Source organism: Clostridium estertheticum (assembly GCF_011065935.2).
Classification (GTDB): domain Bacteria; phylum Bacillota; class Clostridia; order Clostridiales; family Clostridiaceae; genus Clostridium_AD; species Clostridium_AD estertheticum_A.
This window is the reverse complement of sequence record NZ_JAAMNH020000001.1, coordinates 1-22,254: the sequence shown is the minus strand read 5'-3', so window position 1 is coordinate 22,254 and position 22,254 is coordinate 1. Positions and strand designations below refer to the sequence as shown.

At 33.9% G+C, this 22,254-nt stretch carries 12 protein-coding genes, 2 tRNA genes and 3 rRNA genes; all 17 read right to left on the bottom strand.

Going from position 1 to position 22,254, the window contains the following annotated elements; genetic code table 11:
- Positions 1-47 precede the first annotated feature (47 nt).
- Positions 48-2,267: a hybrid sensor histidine kinase/response regulator gene (locus G9F72_RS00085; protein WP_164959919.1), complete on the bottom strand. Its 2,220-nt coding sequence runs from the start codon at positions 2,265-2,267 to the stop codon at positions 48-50.
- 271 nt (positions 2,268-2,538) lie between these two features.
- Positions 2,539-5,250: a UPF0182 family protein gene (locus G9F72_RS00080; protein ID WP_164959951.1), complete on the bottom strand. Its 2,712-nt coding sequence runs from the start codon at positions 5,248-5,250 to the stop codon at positions 2,539-2,541.
- Between the two features lie 5 nt (positions 5,251-5,255).
- Positions 5,256-6,419 carry a DUF362 domain-containing protein gene (locus G9F72_RS00075; RefSeq protein WP_164959918.1) on the bottom strand — a complete coding sequence of 388 codons (1,164 nt, stop codon included), beginning with the start codon at positions 6,417-6,419 and terminating at the stop codon, positions 5,256-5,258.
- A gap of 65 nt (positions 6,420-6,484) precedes the next feature.
- Positions 6,485-7,000, bottom strand: a complete 516-nt coding sequence (locus G9F72_RS00070; RefSeq protein WP_164959917.1) for a transcription repressor NadR — start codon at positions 6,998-7,000, stop codon at positions 6,485-6,487.
- A 115-nt stretch (positions 7,001-7,115) separates the two neighbouring features.
- Positions 7,116-7,610 (bottom strand): HDIG domain-containing metalloprotein, encoded by a 495-nt coding sequence (locus tag G9F72_RS00065; protein ID WP_164959916.1) that lies wholly within the window; start codon positions 7,608-7,610, stop codon positions 7,116-7,118.
- Positions 7,611-7,751: 141 nt separating this feature from the next.
- Positions 7,752-7,827 (bottom strand) — tRNA-Ala (locus G9F72_RS00060).
- Between the two features lie 3 nt (positions 7,828-7,830).
- A tRNA-Ile gene (locus G9F72_RS00055) sits at positions 7,831-7,907 on the bottom strand.
- Positions 7,908-7,915: 8 nt separating this feature from the next.
- A 5S ribosomal RNA gene (rrf, locus tag G9F72_RS00050) occupies positions 7,916-8,032 on the bottom strand.
- 118 nt (positions 8,033-8,150) lie between these two features.
- Positions 8,151-11,075, bottom strand: a 23S ribosomal RNA gene (locus tag G9F72_RS00045).
- 287 nt (positions 11,076-11,362) lie between these two features.
- Positions 11,363-12,878: ribosomal RNA gene (locus G9F72_RS00040) — 16S ribosomal RNA — on the bottom strand.
- The 16S, 23S and 5S rRNA genes sit together here with 2 tRNA genes alongside, the layout of an rRNA operon.
- A gap of 522 nt (positions 12,879-13,400) precedes the next feature.
- Positions 13,401-15,995 carry a DNA gyrase subunit A gene (gene gyrA, locus G9F72_RS00035; protein ID WP_164957324.1) on the bottom strand — a complete coding sequence of 865 codons (2,595 nt, stop codon included), beginning with the start codon at positions 15,993-15,995 and terminating at the stop codon, positions 13,401-13,403.
- Positions 15,996-16,084: 89 nt separating this feature from the next.
- Complete coding sequence (gene gyrB, locus G9F72_RS00030; protein WP_164957323.1) at positions 16,085-17,989, bottom strand: DNA topoisomerase (ATP-hydrolyzing) subunit B; 1,905 nt, start codon at positions 17,987-17,989, stop codon at positions 16,085-16,087.
- 20 nt (positions 17,990-18,009) lie between these two features.
- Positions 18,010-18,273 carry an extracellular matrix regulator RemB gene (remB, locus tag G9F72_RS00025; RefSeq protein ID WP_164957322.1) on the bottom strand — a complete coding sequence of 88 codons (264 nt, stop codon included), beginning with the start codon at positions 18,271-18,273 and terminating at the stop codon, positions 18,010-18,012.
- Between the two features lie 31 nt (positions 18,274-18,304).
- Positions 18,305-19,396 (bottom strand): DNA replication/repair protein RecF, encoded by a 1,092-nt coding sequence (gene recF / locus G9F72_RS00020; protein WP_164957321.1) that lies wholly within the window; start codon positions 19,394-19,396, stop codon positions 18,305-18,307.
- Positions 19,397-19,594: 198 nt separating this feature from the next.
- Complete coding sequence (locus G9F72_RS00015; RefSeq protein WP_164957320.1) at positions 19,595-19,801, bottom strand: RNA-binding S4 domain-containing protein; 207 nt, start codon at positions 19,799-19,801, stop codon at positions 19,595-19,597.
- 44 nt (positions 19,802-19,845) lie between these two features.
- Positions 19,846-20,955, bottom strand: coding sequence for a DNA polymerase III subunit beta (gene dnaN / locus G9F72_RS00010; RefSeq protein WP_164957319.1), 1,110 nt, complete (start codon positions 20,953-20,955; stop codon positions 19,846-19,848).
- A 270-nt stretch (positions 20,956-21,225) separates the two neighbouring features.
- On the bottom strand, positions 21,226-22,254 hold a 1,029-nt coding region (dnaA, locus tag G9F72_RS00005; RefSeq protein ID WP_224617358.1), incomplete at its 5' end, for a chromosomal replication initiator protein DnaA.

The following is a 22,254-nucleotide window of genomic DNA, read 5'->3' as shown; positions in this document are numbered from 1 at the left end:
TATTATACCCTTTTTTATAACAAGAGGCACTATATGTGTAAAAAACATTAATAGTTTGTATTATAATCGAAAAACATTTGCTTTAAACTATCTTTATTTATAGGTTTATTTAAAACAAAATCCACATTATTCATTTCTTGACCCTCAAAAGATCCCACCCAACCTGTCATAAGGCAAAAATATGTACTCTTACTTATTTCTTTAACTTTTTGTGCAACTTGTAATCCATTAATACTCGGCATAGTGAAATCACAAACAATTATATCATATTTTCTCCTTTTTAACTCTGAATCTAAATTGTCACATCCACAGGTTTTTATTTTACATTTTGCTATTGACTTTATCATACTAGAAACAACATTTCTTATTTGCTCTTGATCATCAATAACAAGAACATTTCCTTTAAAATCAATTACATTCTTTGAAACTTCCTCATAACTTTTAACTATATTTTCACATATAGGTAATTTAACAAAAAAAGAGGTTCCTACATTTTCTTCACTTTCAATTTTCATGCTACCTTTATGTGAAAGTATTATATTATAAGAAATACTCAGTCCAAGCCCTGAACCATTATTACCTTTGGTTGTGAAGAAAGGTTCAAATATTCTCTTTTGAATATCACTACTCATTCCAATTCCATTATCTCTTATTTCCACTATAACCTTACTTGCTTTATTCTTTGTAATAACCTCTATTTTACCACCACTAGGCATAGCATCTATGGCATTTGCTATTATGTTTATAAATACCTCTCTTATTTCTGTTATATTTCCTTGTACTTTTTCATTAGATTTTAATGATTTAATTATGTTTATTTTTATCCCTTTAAAAACACTTTCTGTTAACCACTTGCTTTTAGTCAAATCTATGGCGTCCGAGATTGCGCCATCTATACTAAAGGTTTGAATATCGTCATCATTGTATTTTTTAGTTAATCTTTTAACCTTGTTAGTTATATTCATTCCATCATAGGCACAAATTTCAATAACACTAAGTAGCTTGAAATTTTCCTTTTCCTGAATTGTATCCTTTAAAAGTTGAACAGAACCTAAAATTGGTGTAAGTATGTTATTAATATCATGAGTTATTCCTGCAGCCATTTCACCCATAGCTTTCAGTTTTTCGTTTTGTATTAGTCTATTCTGCATATCGGAAAATCTTTTTTGCTCCTGAATCAAATAAAATGCTGTTTTACATATTGATCTTAAGTGCTCTATGTTGTTTTTAGATAATTCTCTATTATTTTCATATCTACCTATCCATATTACCCCTTTTGCTACATCGTAATACTCTACAGCAATAGCCATATAACTTACTATACCTATTAATTTGAATTTATCTACTAATTTTGAGTCAACTATTTCACTTACATTCAATAATATATCTACATTACTATTTAATACAATTTCATTGAATTTATTAAGATACTGAATTATTTCTGCATCGTTAATTAAGTAGTACTTATGCTTTTTCGTTATGCCATAATAACTATCCATAGCTATTATATTTTCTTGTTCTTTAAGAGAACTGTGCAAAATACAAAAATCTACATCACATACATCCTTAATTTTACTCATTATAATTTTCTTAAATTCATTCTCATCTGTACTTTTAGGAATATTTGAAAAAACATCATTAAATAAAACTAAATTTTTATTCTGATATTTTAATTGTGAATTAGACTGAAGCATCCATATTGCTTTTTCTATTTCATCTTTATTTCTAAATTCCATTTCTCTATTTCTATCTATGATAATTAGTTTTCCAAACAAATTACTAAATCTATTTAATCTATTAAAGTTATGGGCACTATTATCAATGTAAACCATATTAGAAACATTGTCTTTTGAGCATTCTATTATTTTTTCAACGCACTTAATTACAGCTTCTAATTTGCCAACTCTTTTAATTACATTTTTAAAATCCCATATTATTCTCAAGTTTTGTTTAACAACAGAAATAATATCGATAATGTCTAAAAATTCCTTATAGTCATAATCAAAGGCAGTAATATTGTATGTTTTTATTTTAAAATTACCCGTATTTATATTATGCCTTATGAATTGTTCCTGGCTACTAAAATTTTTTTCAATATCTTTATAAAAAATGTCATCTGTAAAAAATATAATTTTTTCTCCATTTAGAAGAGCATCTGAAATATATTTTTTAATTATCTTAGGTAAATTATTGATATTTAAAACATCAGTACCTATACATAATGAATTTTTACCATCCCTATACAAATTATTATTTATATATTTCATAATATACCCCTCATATCCCTCATACTACCATTTTCTCTTATATGTAATGTTATTCGACATTTTATTTCAAATTCCTTTGTTTTATACAATATTTATTGCATTATATACATTTGTACATAAAGTAAATGAAATTATACCATAAAAATAAGGACATATAAGTATATATGCCCTAAGTTATCATTTTATGCTGGTATAGTGTAATATAAATCATGTGAAAAACTCATGATTTATTTAATATAGCTCCATTATGGTAAATAAATCTTGATATATTTTACTTACTTATTTTATCTAATATATCACCCAACTGCTTTATAAAGGTTCCATATTCGACCCAATTTCCATTCTTTTGTGCTTCCAACGCCTTGTTATATAAATCTTTAGCAATTCTTATATTTTCAAGTGTCATTGCATTTATATTTGGATTATCTTCAGATTTTGATGTATTATTTTTATCTGTATAGTTAAATATCTGCTGGAGTGCTGACTCTATATTGTCAGCTAAAATAATTTTATCACCATAGGACACTACAATCTTTTTCATCTCTGGTATACTTTTTTCCCCTTTAGCTCTTAAATACATAGGTTCTACATAAAGCAATGAATTTTTAATTGGTATAATTGTGGTTTCTCCAAATTGAACTTCTGAGCCTTGTGTATTCCAAAGTGATAATTCTTTGGATATTATTGTATCTTGATTCATCTTTTGTTTAAATAGTACTGGGCTATATACTGTCTGCTTTGGTGGAAATTTATATAAAACCATTTTTCCATAATTATCTGCATCCATCCTCGCTCCAAGTAAGGCTACCATATTGTCTCGCCCTTTAGTGTTAAAGTATTCAAGTAAAACCATTTCTTCCTTGATTTCCTTTGGCAATTTCATTATTAAGTAAGAAGCTTCACTTACCTCTTTTTTTCCTTCAATTTTTTCTTGATTCGTTGATATAGACCAAGCATCATCCCCACTATAAAATACTCCTGGATCTGTTACGTGGTATTTTTCAAGTACATTACATTGTAAATTATATATGTCTTCTGGATACCTAAAATGTCCTTTTATGCCACTGGGAATTGACTCTGAATTCATAAATAGTTCTGGGTATATCTTTAAATAACTATTTGCTATAGGATCATTTTTATCAACTATATAAAATTTAGGGGTTCCATCTACTGCATCAATAACAACTTTAATTGAGTTTCTAATATAATTCACACCCTTCACTGGCTGTGAAAACGGATACTTATTTGAAGTTGTATATGCATCAATAATCCAGAATAATTTCCCATCATTTATTACAATGTATGGATCACTATCAAATGTTAAAAATGGAGCAATTTTACTTACTCTTTCAACTATATTTCTATTGATTAATATCTTACTATTAGAAGTTATATCATTAGATAATAAAAACTTAGTGCTTTTTTTATTTATTGCAAATAAAATTCTATTTGCTAGGCTCATCTTTATACCAGCATTTCCTCCGTAGCTATTCATCTGGTTTTCTTCGCCCTTAGGGTAATCTAATTCTCCAATTTTTGTATTAACTATACTATAATCATTGGTGCTTTCACCATAATATATTCTAGGATCATCTAATTTTACACTTGTTTTGTTCTCTAGTGGTATATTATTAATTATGAAATCTGGTTGACCTTCACTTGTTACGGAATTTACTTTACTCATAACTACACCATAACCATGAGTGTAAACTAGATGTCTATTTTGCCAGGTATTTGAGTTGTCTTTTAATGACTCTAACTCAATTTCTCTTGGTGCAATAAAGACCTGAGTGTACTTTCCATTGATATTATATCTGTCAATATCTAAATCATTAAAGCCATAGTAAAATCTCATATATTGAAATTGATTATAAAATTCTAATGCTGGTTTAAAAGAGTTTATTTTTATATTATCTATGGTATCTTTATTTAAATCAATATCCTCTTTAGTTATATCATTATTTATTTCAAAGGGAATTTCTTGTATATTAGCAAGATTAAAAGCTTTTCTTGTACTATCTATATTATATTGAATATATGGTTTTTCTACGGTTTTTTCATTTGACTGAACTTCAAATTTTTGAACTGAAGTTGATGCTATATTTTCTCCGAAAATTAGTACAACAATTATAATAATAGATATAATCATTGGTTTTGATTTATATGTTATAATGCTTATAAAAGTAATTATTGCTGCAATAAAAGATGATACTGCTATTATTTGATAAAACCTTAATGTTACATGTACATCTGTATAGCTTGCTCCAAAAACTATTCCTCTTGATGAGTATACTAAATTCCAGGATTTTATTAAATATCCCAAAGATACTAGAAGTAGTATTAGTGAGGATACTATGGCCAATTGTCTTCCTTCAAATTTAGTTATTCCACTTTTAAAACTTTTAAACTTGGAGAACTTATCTCCTTTATTTGAATTTAATAAATGATCCTTTGTAATTAGGATAAGATATGTTATTACCGTAATAATTACAAGCAATACTAGAAATGTTATAAATGTTCGATATAATGATTCAATTAATGGAAGTTTGAAAATATAAAAGGAAATGTCTTTTTTAAATAATGGGTCCACTTCATTGAATCTTGTAGCATTTACAAATTGGAGTATTTTATACCAATAATTTGAGGCAAAACTTATGGATATTATAAAAGAAATTATAATATTTATTAAAATACTAATTTTATGTTCCAACTTTTGTTTGTTTTTATTCACTTCAATCACATTTTTCCATCTTACAATACTACTTTTAAAATATTTGTAATATGTCCATATTGCAATATAACTCACTACAAATGTGGGCACCATTAATTTTAATATCCATGTTAATTTAGTAAAATATACTGATAAATACTTAACTTCATTAAACCATTGTATATTTATAAGTAAGTTAACTATATTACCTAAGAAAGCTACAACCACTAATATTATTCCCAATATAATAGCTATGGCCTTATTCTTTTTTATAAGAATCACCTCTTATCAAGTTTTAGTAATTTACCTAAATTCGAATATTTTGTTTCAATTGCACCAACTGGGCATAATTCCTGACAACAAAAACATCTTATACATTCATGCATATTCCATTTAGGATTTAATATACCTCCTTTTTTCACCATCTCAATTACTGGTGGATTTTCTGGACATACCTCTGCACACCTACCACACCCTATACATCTATCTTTAATAAGTGTAGGAGTTGGTGCTATCATTCCTCTTAGAAAATTAGTTACTCTTGGATTTATAAAATAGAAATTACCGCCCTTTCTACAAAGCACAAAATTTTTAGCTTTCATAACTTCTAATTCTTCACCAAGTATATTTATATCACCTGGAAGTACTGCTCCCCATTTACTATCATATGCCTCTTTTAAAACAGGTGTATCCAAAGGGTTATCATATCCTATAAGCCTAACTGCAACAGAATCCACCGCTGTTAAACACTTTCCCATAATTAGTGTATTCATTTTATGTGGATCCCCACTTTTAGGTCCATTACCTTCCATGGCAATTATACCGTCTAAAATAGCAAAATTAGTTCCAACGGCTGTATTTAAATCTAGTAGCATTTTACAAAAATTATTTGCATCAGGCATTCTTGTATGCCAAGTCGCCTTTTGCGTTCCTGGTATACAACCAAACTGATTTTTTACAGCCCCTGTATAATAAGCCATAGCATGCGTTTTAAGTTTTGGCAATGATATTACAACATCTGCATCATAAGCAGCTTTTGCTATGTTCCAAGATTTACATAAAATAGAATTATCCAATTTAACATGAACAGATTCTTTAAAATCTTCAAATTTAACTCCATATCTATCAGCCACTTCCATAAGACCAGATCGTTCTGCTGCCTTTCTTGAATCTCCAAAACCAGGTGAATCTCCAAAGCTGATATCATTAGAATATTCTCTTATAATTCTAATAACTGCTTCAAAAACAGCATAATGAGTTACTACCGGTGATTCTTTATTTTCAATGCTTAACATATTAGGCTTTAAAAGTACCACACTATCCTTTGGTATTAATTCCATTAAAAAATCATGTCCACCAAGTAATTCAAAACCCTGTCGTAACTTTTCTTCTATTAAATCAACATCATATTCCATACATTTTAAAAGTGCAACGTTTTCCATAATTCTACTCCTTGGTTTTTTATTTTATTTGATGGTTAATTTAAATAATATTATCTACAGGTGTGTTAATCAGAAATCAAATAATTTTTATCTTTTAATTCTTTTATAATACACTCTATAATTTCCTCATTATCTGCTTTTATAGTATGCAAATGTACTCCATTAGTTAGTGCAGATAGTGGCTGCGCATTAAATTCTTTAAATTTATTTGTAAATTTTTCAATATCCATTAGAGTTTTTATCATGAGCATTGCTCTTATTTCGCCGTATAAAGAGTGTTCTACTGTTACATCCTCTACTATTCCACCAAATTTAACAATACATTCTAGCTCATTATATATATCTTCCTTGCCATGTGCTACCGCTATTACTCTTCTCACATAATTACTTTCTTCATTAGGTATTAAATAGCCTTCAGGCGTTGCAATTATATTTAATCCCTCTGCTCTTGTAATTGCAATATCCTTTACTATAACTTGTCTTGTAACTCCTAATTCCTCTGCTAAGAACTGACCTTTATATGTAGCGTTATTGTTAATTAGTAAATTTTTAATATATTCTCTTCTTTGCTTTGAATTCATTTTATCCTCCAGATTTTTGTATTAATTATATTCTAACACTTTTTATATATTATTAGAAATACTTTATTACAGTAATAAATTATGGCAATAAAAAAAGAAACTATATGCTAGCTTCTTAATTTCTATTATCACATTCTTTTAATAAGTCTAATTCTGTATCCTCAGTTATGTTATTGTTATGATGATTTTTCACTAAAAACAAAAACCTATCATCATAACCATACTTTCTTAATAAATTATATCCTATATCTCCATGATTATAGTACATATTAACATTTTTGTTCTTTTTATGTGATTCAATTCTTCCATTTGTTATATTATGCATTATAACCATTATAGATTTATCTATTGGATTCATATTACTATATATTTTACCTATATCATGTAACAGTGCAACTTTTATCAAATATTTTGATTGTAACACTCTTTGATTACAAGTGGATTTTACATCCCTAGCTACATTTATACAGTGTTTTTGCTCATAAGTAGGTAATTGATGGAATAACTGCAATTCATAAACCTCTAAATACATTCTAAGAAAATCTATATCCTCATCATTAATTTTAGAAACCATTGACCTGTAAAACTGTTTTACTCTATAAAGTGACATCATCAAACCCCTTTCATATTTATATTACTTATATATTATTACTGTTATATTGTAATACTTTTTATGTAATAAATCCATAAAAAATTTAATTTCAAATTAATTTCTGACAAAATAAAAAACAGTCCGTATTGGACTGTTTTTTGGTGGAGATAAAGGGAATCGAACCCTTGACCCCCTGCGTGCAAGGCAGGTGCTCTCCCAGCTGAGCTATATCCCCGTATGGTGGACCTTCAGGGATTCGAACCCCGGACCGACCGGTTATGAGCCGGTAGCTCTAACCAACTGAGCTAAAGATCCATACATTTACCTGGCGACGACCTACTCTCCCACAAGGTTGCCCCTGCAGTACCATTAGCGCATTGAAGCTTAACCTTCGTGTTCGGTATGGGAACGGGTGTTACCTTCATGCCATAATCACCAGATTTATAAGGTATTAACCTTACTATAAGAGTATATCAAGCTATAGCTAACTTGTCAATACACTTTATGAGATATTCTCTCAAAATTGCACAGTGAAATTTTTCGCTTCATATATATATTAAGGTCAAGCCCTCGACTTATTAGTATTAGTCAGCTGAACATGTTACCATGCTTACACCTCTAACCTATCAACCTGGTGTTCTTCCAGGAGTCTTACTAACACCGTGCTTACGCACGAGTTATGGGAAATCTCATCTCAGGGTGGGCTTCACGCTTAGATGCTTTCAGCGTTTATCCCTTCCAAACATAGCTACCCAGCGATGCCACTGGCGTGACAACTGGTGCACCAGAGGTTTGTCCATCCCGGTCCTCTCGTACTAAGGACAGCTCCCTTCAAATTTCCTACGCCCGCGACGGATAGGGACCGAACTGTCTCACGACGTTCTGAACCCAGCTCGCGTGCCGCTTTAATGGGCGAACAGCCCAACCCTTGGGACCTACTTCAGCCCCAGGATGCGACGAGCCGACATCGAGGTGCCAAACCTCCCCGTCGATGTGGACTCTTGGGGGAGATCAGCCTGTTATCCCCGAGGTAGCTTTTATCCGTTGAGCGATGGCCCTCCCACGAGGTACCACCGGATCACTAAGTCCGACTTTCGTCCCTGCTCCACTTGTAGGTGTCGCAGTCAGGCTCCCTTCTGCCTTTGCACTCTTCGCGCGATTTCCAACCGCGCTGAGGGAACCTTTGAGCGCCTCCGTTACTTTTTTGGAGGCGACCGCCCCAGTCAAACTGCCCACCTAACAATGTCCTGTGACCAGATTCATGGCCTCCAGTTAGAACCTCAGTACTGTCAGGGTGGTATCCCAAGGATGACTCCACACAGGCTGACGCCCATGTTTCTCAGTCTCCCACCTATCCTGTACAGACAATACCGAAATTCAATGCTAAGCTACAGTAAAGCTCTACGGGGTCTTTCCGTCCAATCGCGGGTAGCCAGCATCTTCACTGGCACTACAATTTCGCCGGATGTGCTGTTGAGACAGTGCCCAAATCATTACGCCATTCGTGCGGGTCGGAACTTACCCGACAAGGAATTTCGCTACCTTAGGACCGTTATAGTTACGGCCGCCGTTTACTGGGGCTTAAGTTCATACCTTCGCTTGCGCTAAGTAATCCCCTTAACCTTCCAGCACCGGGCAGGCGTCAGCCCCTATACATCAGCTTTCGCTTTAGCAGAGACCTGTGTTTTTGCTAAACAGTTGCTTGGGCCTATTCTCTGCGACCTACTTTCGTAGGCACCCCTTCTCCCGAAGTTACGGGGTCAATTTGCCGAGTTCCTTAACAGCAATTCTTCCGATGGTCTTAGGATTCTCTCCTCACCTACCTGTGTCGGTTTGCGGTACGGGCACCAATATCCTCGATAGAGACTTTTCTTGGCAGCGTGGAATCAGATACTTCAGGAATAAATTCCCTTCCCCATCACATCTCAGCGTTAAGAGCAAACGGATTTGCCTGCTTGCTCCGCCTAAATGCTTAGACACACATCCAATAGTGTGCACATCTTATCCTCCTGCGTCATCCCATTTCTAATAACGTCCATTGGTGGTATCGGAATATCAACCGATTGTCCATCACCTACGCCTTTCGGCCTCGGCTTAGGTCCCGACTAACCCTGAGAGGACGAGCCTTCCTCAGGAAACCTTAGGTTTTCGACCGTTAAGATTCTCACTTAACTCTCGCTACTTATGCCAACATTCTCACTTCTGTACCGTCCACCACTCCTTACGGTATGACTTCAGCCAGTACAGAAAGCTCCTCTACCGCGTACACATAGTGTACACCCATAGCTTCGGTGGTAAGTTTTAGCCCCGGACATCTTCGGCGCAGGATCTCTTGACTAGTGAGCTATTACGCACTCTTTGAATGAGTGGCTGCTTCTGAGCCAACATCCTAGTTGTCTTAGAAATCCCACATCCTTTTCCACTTAACTTACACTTTGGGACCTTAGCTGATGGTCTGGGCTGTTTCCCTTTTGACTACGGATCTTATCATTCGCAGTCTGACTGCCGAAATAAAAGTATATGGCATTCGGAGTTTGATAGAGTTCAGTAACTGTTGTCAGCCCCTAGCTCATTCAGTGCTCTACCTCCATTACTCAATTAATCGACGCTAGCCCTAAAGCTATTTCGAGGAGAACCAGCTATCTCCGAGTTCGATTGGAATTTCTCCGCTATCCACAGCTCATCCCATGGTTTTTCAACACCAACGTGGTTCGGACCTCCACGGAATTTTACTTCCGCTTCATCCTGGCCATGGATAGGTCACCCGGTTTCGGGTCTACGACATGCAACTATACGCCCTATTCAGACTTGGTTTCCCTTCGGCTCCGTACCTTAAGTACTTAACCTCGCTACATATCGTAACTCGTTGGCTCGTTCTACAAAAAGCACGCCGTCACACATATAAAGTGCTCCGACCGGTTGTAGGCACACGGTTTCAGGTTCTATTTCACTCCCCTTCCGGGGTTCTTTTCACCTTTCCCTCACGGTACTTCTTCACTATCGGTCACTAGGTAGTATTTAGCCTTGGGAGGTGGTCCTCCCTGCTTCCCACAAGGTTTCACGTGTCTCGTGGTACTCTGGATTAGATCTGACTGTTTTTCCTTTTCATTTACAGGCCTATTACCTTCTGCGGAGCAGCTTTCCAGCTATCTTCAATTAAGGAATTGCAGTATTTATGATCTATCCTCAACCCCTAGGTCAAAGACCTAGGTTTGGGCTCTTTCCCTTTCGCTCGCCGCTACTTAGGAAATCGATGTTTCTTTCTCTTCCTCCGGGTACTTAGATGTTTCAGTTCCCCGGGTCTACCTCTGCATACCTATTTATTCAGTATGCAGTACATAGTTGTTACTATGTGGGTTCCCCCATTCGGAAATCTTTGGATCACAGGCTATTTGCGCCTACCCAAAGCTTATCGCAGCTTAACGCGTCCTTCTTCGGCTCCTAGTGCCAAGGCATTCGCCATGCGCCCTTTGTAGCTTAACCTTTATCTATTGTCTATTTGCATAAACAATCTTATCTATTTACATAGACGTTTAATTAATTTTGCGAAATTGTATTAAATCCATCTAACTACTTACGTAGTTTTAACTTATTAAAACAACTTTAATTTCACTGTGCAATTTTCAAAGAACATTTTTAGAAAGATTAAATTTTTAGTTAACTCCAAAGAGTTAACTAAAATTAGTCTCTCAAAATTAAACAGAGAATAGGTTACGAGTAATTACAGTAGATGTTTTGCATTGACCGAAGTCTTTGCATCTACTCCCTAGAAAGGAGGTGATCCAGCCGCAGGTTCTCCTACGGCTACCTTGTTACGACTTCACCCCAATCATCAATCCCACCTTCGGCCGCTGGCTCCTTACGGTTACCTCACGGACTTCGGGTGTTACCAACTCTCATGGTGTGACGGGCGGTGTGTACAAGGCCCGGGAACGTATTCACCGCGACATGCTGATTCGCGATTACTAGCAACTCCGGCTTCATGTAGGCGAGTTGCAGCCTACAATCCGAACTGGGATGAGTTTTTGAGTTTGGCTCCACCTTGCGGTCTTGCATCTCTTTGTACTCACCATTGTAGCACGTGTGTAGCCCTAGACATAAGGGGCATGATGATTTGACGTCATCCCCACCTTCCTCCCGGTTAACCCGGGCAGTCTCACTAGAGTGCTCAACTTAATGGTAGCAACTAATGATAAGGGTTGCGCTCGTTGCGGGACTTAACCCAACATCTCACGACACGAGCTGACGACAACCATGCACCACCTGTCACCCTGTCCCGAAGGACTTCGCCCATCTCTGGGTTATGCAGGGGATGTCAAGTCTAGGTAAGGTTCTTCGCGTTGCTTCGAATTAAACCACATGCTCCGCTGCTTGTGCGGGCCCCCGTCAATTCCTTTGAGTTTTAATCTTGCGATCGTACTCCCCAGGCGGAATACTTATTGTGTTAACTGCGGCACCGAGGTTCGACCCCCGACACCTAGTATTCATCGTTTACGGCGTGGACTACCAGGGTATCTAATCCTGTTTGCTCCCCACGCTTTCATGCCTCAGCGTCAGTTACAGTCCAGTAAGTCGCCTTCGCCACTGGTGTTCTTCCTAATCTCTACGCATTTCACCGCTACACTAGGAATTCCACTTACCTCTCCTGCACTCTAGACACCCAGTTTCAAATGCAGCACCCAAGTTAAGCTCGGGTATTTCACATCTGACTTAAATGTCCGCCTACGCATCCTTTACGCCCAGTAAATCCGGACAACGCTTGCCACCTACGTATTACCGCGGCTGCTGGCACGTAGTTAGCCGTGGCTTCCTCCTCTGGTACCGTCATTATCGTCCCAGAAGACAGAACTTTACAACCCGAAGGCCTTCATCATTCACGCGGCGTTGCTGCGTCAGGGTTTCCCCCATTGCGCAATATTCCCCACTGCTGCCTCCCGTAGGAGTCTGGACCGTGTCTCAGTTCCAATGTGGCCGATCACCCTCTCAGGTCGGCTACGCATCGTTGCCTTGGTGGGCCGTTACCTCACCAACTAGCTAATGCGCCGCGGGTCCATCTCAAAGTGGAAACTCTAAAGAGAATCCTTTGATGTCTCAATCATGCGACCAAAACATATTATGCGGTATTAATCTCCCTTTCGGGAGGCTATTCCCCTCTTTGAGGCAGGTTACCCACGTGTTACTCACCCGTCCGCCGCTAATCCACCCCGAAGGGTTTCATCGCTCGACTTGCATGTGTTAGGCACGCCGCCAGCGTTCGTCCTGAGCCAGGATCAAACTCTCAATTTAAAAGTTTACACTTTTTATTTGAAATGAATAATCTGCGCCAACTGTTAAGCTGGTTAGCAAGCTCATTACATACTTTTTAGTCTTACGACTAAAATTACTTTTTTATCTAAAGTAATTAACTGGTCTAACGAAATATTATTTCGCTATTTTACCTATTTCTCTGTTTAATTTTCAAAGACCAACTTTATTTATCATCATGTGACGACTTCTACAATTTTACTATCTAATTCACAAATTGTCAATATATTTTTCTATTTTTAAAACATTATTTTAAGCTTAGAAAATTACCTAACTTTTAAAATTAAACTGTTATTGTTTCTCGCTCGTGACGACAAGGAGTATTGTATCAAATCTATTCCATCCTGTATTTTAAGTAGCTCTATTCCTTAGTAGATTATAATCATTTTTCTATATATACCTTTATTTTTCTCTAGTTTACTGCTTGAGATACACTAGGTTCATTATATACTAAAAAAAGTACTTATCCCAAATAATTTGGGATAAGTACTTTAATATTACAAGTTAATCTTCTGTATTATCTTCTGTTTTGTTTTCTGTATCGTCTTCCGTTTCATAATCTGTATAATCATTTGTTTCATCAGTTGTATCTAATTCATTCTCTTCATTAAGTGGATTTTCTTCGAATTCTTCTAGTAATGAATTCTGCAATTTACAAGAATCTTCATCTGAAATACTTTCATCACTACAATTTATTTTAGCAATAGCAACGATATTATCACCTTCGCCATTCTTCATTAAAGTAACTCCCATAGTATTTCTACTTGTAGTCGATATTCCGGATACATTTAATCTTATAACAATACCATTACTGTTTATAAGTATCATTTCGTCTCCGTCTTTTACTATTCTAGCACCTACAAGCTTTCCTGTTTTCTCTGATACCTTATAAGTTATTACTCCTTTACCACCTCTGTGCTGAAGTGAGTATTGTGAAACTACGGTTCTTTTTCCAAAACCATTTTCACTTATAACTAAAAGTTCTTCTTCAGGTTTAGCAATATTCATAGCCACTACAATGTCATCTTGTCGAAGTGTTAAGGCCTTAACTCCAGTTGCGGTTCTTCCCATACCTCTTACATCTTTTTCACTAAATCTTATGGAATAACCATTTCTTGTAGCAAATAGCATTTCGCTATCTCCTGTAGTTATTGCAGCTCCGATTAATTCATCATCTTCTCTTAAATTTATTGCATTTAAGCCATTCTTCCTTATAGAAGAATATTTATCAAGGGATGTTTTCTTAATTAAACCATGCTTGGTTCCCATTATAAGATAATTATCCTCTGTAAATTCTTTAAGAGATATAACAGCTTGAATTTTATCGTCATTGGCCAGTGGTATAATATTTACTAAGTTTGTTCCCTTAGCTGTTCTTCCACCTTCTGGAATTTCATATGCCTTTAATCTAAATGCTTTTCCTTTGTTTGTAAATAGCAGTAGATTATTATGAGTGGAGGTTATAAATATATGTTCTACAAAGTCATCTTCTTTTGTAGTAACACCTTGTATACCTCTACCCCCTCTTTTTTGAGCACTATAAGTGTCAGCTGGAAGTCTCTTTATATAACCTGCATGAGTTAGAGTTATTACAACATCTGTCTCTTGAATTAAATCTTCCTCATCTATGCTATATGGATTTTTTTCTATTGCTGTTCTTCTAGTATCACCATATTTATTTCTAATTTCTATAAGCTCATCTTTAATTATGTTAAGTAATACCATTTCATCTGCTAATATTCCTTTTAAATAATTAACAGTTTTCATTATTTCGTTATACTCATCTTCAATCTTATCTCTTTCAAGACCTGTTAACCTTCCAAGTCTCATTTCAACAATAGCAACAGCTTGTTTTTCTGATAGTTCAAACGCATTCATTAAACTTTCTTTAGCTTCACTGATGCTTTTAGATGCTCTTATTAAACGAATTACCTCATCAATGTGGTCTAGTGCAATTTTCATACCTTCTAAGATATGAGCTCTAGCTAGTGCCTTATCTAAATCAAATTGAGTTCTTCTTCTTACTACCTCTTTTTGATGTTCTAAATAATGAACTAAACACTGTTTTAAATTTAATGTTTGTGGTTCTCCATTTACAAGAGCTATCATTATAACTCCAAAAGTATCTTGCATCCTGGTATGTTTAAATAGCCTATTTAATACTATATTAGGGTTTGCATCTCTTTTTAGTTCTATAACAATTCTCATACCTTCTCTATCAGACTCATCTCTAAGGTCTGATATTCCATCTATTTTCTTGTCTTTTACTAAATCTGCAATACCTTCTATAAGTTTTGCTTTATTAACTTGATAAGGTAATTCTGTTACTATTATTGAATTTCTGCCTTTATTCTCTTCAATATCTGTTTTAGCCCTTACTAGGATTCTTCCTCTTCCTGTTTCATAAGCACTTTTTATTCCTGCTCTTCCTAGAATAATTCCTGCTGTAGGAAAATCTGGTCCTTTTATTTTTGTCATCAAATCACTTATAGTAACTTCTGAGTCATCAATAACCATGAGTACTCCATCTACAATTTCTATTAAATTATGTGGAGGTATATTTGTTGCCATACCTACGGCGATACCTGTTGATCCATTAACTAAAAGATTAGGAAATCTTGATGGTAGCACTGAGGGCTCTTTTTCTTCTCCATCGAAGTTAGGAATAAAATCTACTGTCTCTTTATTAATATCACGGAGCATCTGTGTTGTAATTTTACTCATTTTAGCTTCTGTATATCTCATGGCAGCTGCCCCATCACCATCTACAGAACCGAAATTACCATGACCATCAACCAAAATACATCTTTGAGAGAAATCTTGAGCCATTCTAACTAATGCGCCATATACTGCAGTATCGCCATGTGGGTGATACTTACCTAAAACGTCTCCAACAATTCTTGCACACTTTCTATATCCCTTTTCTGGTGTTAATCCTAGTTCATGCATAGAGAATAATATTCTTCTATGAACAGGTTTAAGACCATCCCGTACATCTGGAAGAGCACGACTTACAATAACACTCATAGCATAATCTATATAGGATTTTTTCATTTCGGACCGTATATCAATAGGTTTAATTTTTCCCTGATTATTCATCTGTTACACCTCTTCAAACAATATATTTTAACAACGCATGAAAAACAATAAAAGATTTTTGCATGTGTTTGGGTAATTACACTAACCTACTATATATCTAAGTTAAGAACTTTCTTAGCATTTTCTTGTATAAACTCTCTACGAGGTTCTACTTTATCGCCCATAAGAATAGTAAATATCTCATCTGCTGCCATTGCATCCTCTACATGGACCTGAAGCAGAACTCGCTCCTCTGGATTCATTGTTGTATCCCAAAGTTGATGTGCATCCATTTCTCCAAGACCTTTGTATCTTTGGATATCAGTGTTATTATCTTTTCCACCGATTTCAAGGAGATAATTTTTTAACTCTGGATCAGAATATACATAATGATCTTTCTTACCCTTAGAAACCTTATATAGTGGAGGTTGAGCTACATATACGTGCCCTCCTTCTACTAATTCTTTCATGTATCTATAGAAGAACGTTAGTAGTAGTGTTCTAATATGCGCTCCATCTACGTCCGCATCTGTCATAATAATAACACGATCGTACCTTATTTTTTTTACATCAAAATCTTTTCCTATACCAGCACCAAATGCGGTTATCATAGCTCTAATTTCGAGTGATGCCAGCATCTTATCAATTCTTTGCTTTTCAACATTCATTATTTTTCCTTTAAGAGGAAGTATAGCTTGAAATTTTCTATCTCTGCCTTGCTTTGCAGAGCCACCAGCTGAGTCTCCCTCGACAAGGTATATTTCACATTCCATAGGATCTTTTGAAGCACAATCGGATAATTTCCCAGGAAGAGTAGTACTTTCAAGTATTGATTTTCTTCTTGTAAGTTCTCTTGCTTTTTTTGCTGCATCGCGGGCTCTAGCGGCGTTCAATGATTTGTCTATTATTTTTTTACCAAGCTCTGGATTTTCCTCTAGAACATTGCTAATAGCCTCACCAACTATGCCATCAACTATGCCTCTTACTTCACTATTTCCAAGTTTAGTTTTTGTTTGACCTTCAAATTGAGGATCCGTAAGTTTTATAGATATTACTGCTGTAAGACCTTCTCGTACGTCTTCACCAGATAGATTTTTATCATTTTCTTTTAAGAAACCAAATTTTTTAGCATAATCATTTACTATTCTTGTTAAAGCGGTCTTAAAACCAACTAGGTGAGTTCCACCTTCTACTGTATCTATATTATTAGCAAAAGAAAATAAATTTTCTGTGTATGTATCGTTGTATTGCAATGCTATCTCAACAATATATTCATCTTTACGTCCTTCAATGTATATAGTATCGTGGATTTTCCCTTTATTTCTGTTTAGATAATCTACAAAGGATTTTATTCCACCTTCGTATAAAAATTCTTGTTTTTTATCTTCTCTCTCGTCTGTAAGTGTTATTCTTATACCTTTATTTAAAAAAGCAAGTTCGCGAAGTCTCTGAGATACTGTTTCATAATCAAAATCAATTTCCTCAAAAATTGTTGCATCAGGAATGAAGAAAATTTTTGTTCCATGTTCCTCTGTTTTTCCTATATTCACTAGTGTACTAGTAGTTTTCCCCTTTGAAAATGTTTGTTTCCATATTTCACCATCAACTTTAACTTCAACTTCACAAATTTCAGACAGTGCATTAACTACAGATGCTCCAACACCATGAAGACCACCTGATACTTTATAAGCTCCACCACCAAATTTCCCACCTGCATGGAGTACAGTCATTATAACCTCTACAGTAGGTATTTTCATTTTATGATGTATTCCTACGGGCATACCACGTCCATCATCTATAACAGTTACAGAATTGTCTGGGTGTATAAATACATCAATGTTTTTACAAAACCCTGCCATTGCCTCATCTATACTATTATCTACAATTTCATAAACCAGATGATGTAGCCCACGAATACTAGTGCTACCTATATACATACCAGGTCTTTTTCTTACTGCTTCTAATCCTTCAAGTACTTGTATTTGACTCTCGTCATAACCATTATTTATTTCCATGTATATCCTCCTAATCTAATCTACAGCGCATAATATACAGTTTCTGTTCTTTTGCATAGTGTTTGCGATGATATTGGCGATAGGTATATTTTACTTTTTTTATCTACCTCAGCAATAACAAAAGATTTAGCGATATTTTTTGTTATCCGCTCTACAAAACCATCTTCTTCAGCCATTCTTAAAAATTGAATAGTGTCCGAGCTATACATAGTAGTTTCCATGTCAAAAATACCTATAATGTCCTTTATAGGCACTACTACATTTTCTCCCAAATGTAAAAACATATAATATCCTCCTTAATGATCCATTGTGAATCTATGTAATCTCTTTTAATTTACCTGATATAACCTCAAATATCTTATTATCAGGATTTAAATATTTTTTTATATCATTGATTCCAGTACAGGTAATTAATGTTTGAACTTCACTTATAGAGTTTAATATATATTCTTGCCTTTTTGTATCTAGTTCAGACAAAACGTCATCAAGTAATAATACTGGATATTCTCCAGTTAGTTCTTTTATTATTGCCAGTGCCCCAAATTTAATGGTTAAAACAGAAGTTCTCTGTTGTCCTTGAGATCCAAATATTCTAGCATCCACACCATTAATTTCTATGGAAAAATCATCTCTATGGGGACCTATTGATGTAGTTTTAGTTTCTATATCTCTTTTTCTATTTTTACATAAAAGCATATACAAGTTTTCTTGTATATTATCTAGCTCCTTAATAGGTGTTAGATATTTAATATCAATTACTTCACTTTTAGATGTTATATCACTATGTATTATTTTTCCCTTTTGGTTCAATTTATCTATATAGTTAATTCTATCTTTTATTATAATTGCACCAAATTCACTAAGTTGTTTGTCATATACATCTATAATATCAATATTTGTATTCCATTTTTTTATGGCCAGGTTTCTCTCATTTAAAACTTTTTTATATTGCGTTAAGCTATGGTAGTAACGACGGCTTAACTTACATAGTTCTATATCTAAAAATTTCCGCCTATATGATGGAGAATCTTTAACAATATTTAAATCTTCAGGAGAAAACATAATCACATTGAAGCTTCCTATGAGCTCTGACATCTTTTGAACTTTTATAGAATTTATATTAACGCCTTTTTTACCTTCTTTAAAAATTTTTATTTCTATCTTTTTATCCAGTCTCGTTTTGCACACATAAAGTTTTATATATGCTTCTGTGCCATTCCAGTTTATTAATTCTTTATCTCTATTAGTTCTGTGAGATTTAGCCAAACTACAATAATAAATTGCTTCTAAAATATTTGTTTTCCCTTGGGCATTATCTCCTACAAATACGTTAGTGCCTTTATTTAATTCTATAACTAATCTATCGAAATTTCTAAAATTTAGAAGTTGTAAATATTTTATATGCATACAATCACCTAATACAATTATAACATATATATATAATTATATTATTTATTATGTATAAATAAATTTACATAATTTTTTATATTATAGACATAAATTGTGCACCGGATATATTAAAAAATTTTCCGGTGCATTAATATAATTTAATATTATTTTATAAACTTCATTTTTTTATAAACATCTAAACTATTTTATAAATTTTTAAACTATTTTATAAACCTCATTGTTAAACTCGACCAAATCACCCTTAGTTAATTTTTTACCTCTCTGAGTTTCTATTTCACCATTTACTTTAATATCTTGGTTTTTAATATAATATTTTGCTTCTGTTCCTAAACAAGCTATTCCAGCCCATTTAAGAAAAGAATCTAATTTTATTATATCTGTTTCAATTTTTATTTCATTCATTTTAAAACCTTCTTTTCTCAAATATTATTATAAATATGTCTTTGTTAATTATTTGTCGCTCTTATTCTTACTGGCAATACCATGTAGGTACAATTATTTTTTTCTTTGTTTCTTACCACACAAGGATTAACACCACTAGAAAATTCCATAAGAATTTCTTCCTCTTCCATTATTTTAAGGAGTTCTATTAGATATTTTGAGTTAAATGCAATTTGAAGAGGCTCACCTTGCAAAATTATATTAATTTCCTCTCTAGACTTTCCCAATTGAGAATTGGAGGTAATTATCATGTTATCTTCTTCAATGTTAAATTTAACTAAATTGGTATTTCCCTCTTTTGCCATAAGAGAAGCTCTTTCTATACAGTTTAATAATTCAGATCTTTTAGCTGTTATTTTCAAGTTATATTCTTCTGGTATTATTGAACTATATTTTATGAATTCACCTTCTAGTAATCTTGATATAACCTTTGTTTTACCAATATTAAATAGTATATGGTTTGGTGTGAAGGTTATATTAACCGGCTCATCTGTTTCCTCTAATATTTTTGATACTTCACTTAGGGTTTTACCTGGGATTACTGCAGTAATGTTCGAATCGTTATCTACTGGTTCACTTCTAAATGCAACTCTATAACCGTCTAGAGCTACAAGATTAAGCTTTTTATCTTTTATTTCAAATAGGACGCCAGTAAGTATTGGTCTAGTTTCATCCTGAGCAACTGCGAAAATAGTGCCCCTCATCATGTTTTTAAGAACCCTTTGAGATATTGAGAAAATCATATTTTCGATTATGTTAGGTAAACTCGGATAGTCCCCACCGTTCATATGTATTATAGTGGCATAGGATTTTTGGCAAACTATTTTAATAGCATTATTATCGTCTGTTGTTATCTCAATTGTACTATTAGGCAGCTTTCTTATTATTTCACCAAAGAGCTTTGAATCTAAAACTACAGTTCCGTCCTCTATAACGTCTGCAGTAATTCTAGCTTCAATGCTTAAGTCAATATCAGATCCTATAAGAGTGACTTGTCTATTACTGGCAACTATTAATATACCTTGTAGTACAGGCATAGTTGATTTTCCAGTAATAGCCTTTTGAACATTTGATATTGCTTCTTGTAATATATTTTTTTCACATATAAATTTCATAAAAAAAAGACCTCCTTATCCACATGGGAAATTTATTAAAGATAGGTAAGATAATAATCTAAAAATAGTAGTAATAGTAGTAGGGGCTGTTGATATGTTAGAAACCTATCTTAGCCTTCTGACCTGAACAAAGCTAGGTAAAACTGTTTGTGGATAAGTATGCAAAAAAAAATCATAGTTATCCACAATACCCACAGCTGTGTTTTATGTATTATTTTATACACAGCATTATATATAAATAGTATTAACACCTGTTAGTAAAGTATTATACTATTTTTGACTTATCTTTTTAGTTAATTCTGCTACGTTATCTTGCAGATTTTCATCTTCTTTAAGGCCTTTGGATATTTTCTCACAGGCGTGAATTACAGTTGTATGGTCGCGACCGCCAAATTCTTCACCTATTTTAGGCAGTGACATATCTGTAAGCTTTCTGCACAAATACATTGCGATTTGTCTTGGGAAGGTTATGTTTCTTGTACGCCTTGAAGATTTGAAATCCTCAACTTTTAAATTAAAATAGCTAGAAACTATATCTTGTATTAGTTCGATAGTTACCTGTTTTGAATTTCTACTAGAAATAATATCTTTAAGTGCTTCTGACGCCAAATCTATTCCAATCTCTTTATTAGTTAGAGAGGAAAAAGCTACTATTCTAATAAGAGCACCTTCTAATTCTCGTATGTTAGATTTTATTTTAGTGGCAATATAAACCATTACTTCATTTGGAATATTTAAATTTTCTACATCTGCTTTCTTCTTTAAAATAGCAATTCTGGTTTCAAAATCTGGTGGCTGTATATCAGCTATAAGTCCCCATTCAAATCTAGAACGCAATCTATCTTCTAGAGTTGGGATCTCCTTTGGAGGTCTATCACTAGATAAAATAATTTGTTTATTTGCTTCATGAAGATCATTAAATGTATGGAAAAATTCTTCCTGTGTACGTTCTTTACCTGCAATAAATTGAATATCATCAATTAGAAGTACATCTACATTTCTATACTTGTTTCTAAATTCTACGTTTTTGTCATCCTTAATAGAATTAATAAGTTCATTTGTAAATTTTTCCGAAGAAACGTAAACAACCTTAGATTTTGGGTTGTTTGATAATATATAATGACCAATAGCATGCATTAAATGTGTTTTTCCAAGACCAACTCCACCATAAATAAATAGGGGGTTATAGGCTTTCGCAGGTGATTCAGCTACAGCAAGTGACGCAGCATGAGCAAACCTATTACTATTACCAATTACAAAAGAATCAAATGTATACTTTGGGTTTAGGGTTGCAGACAT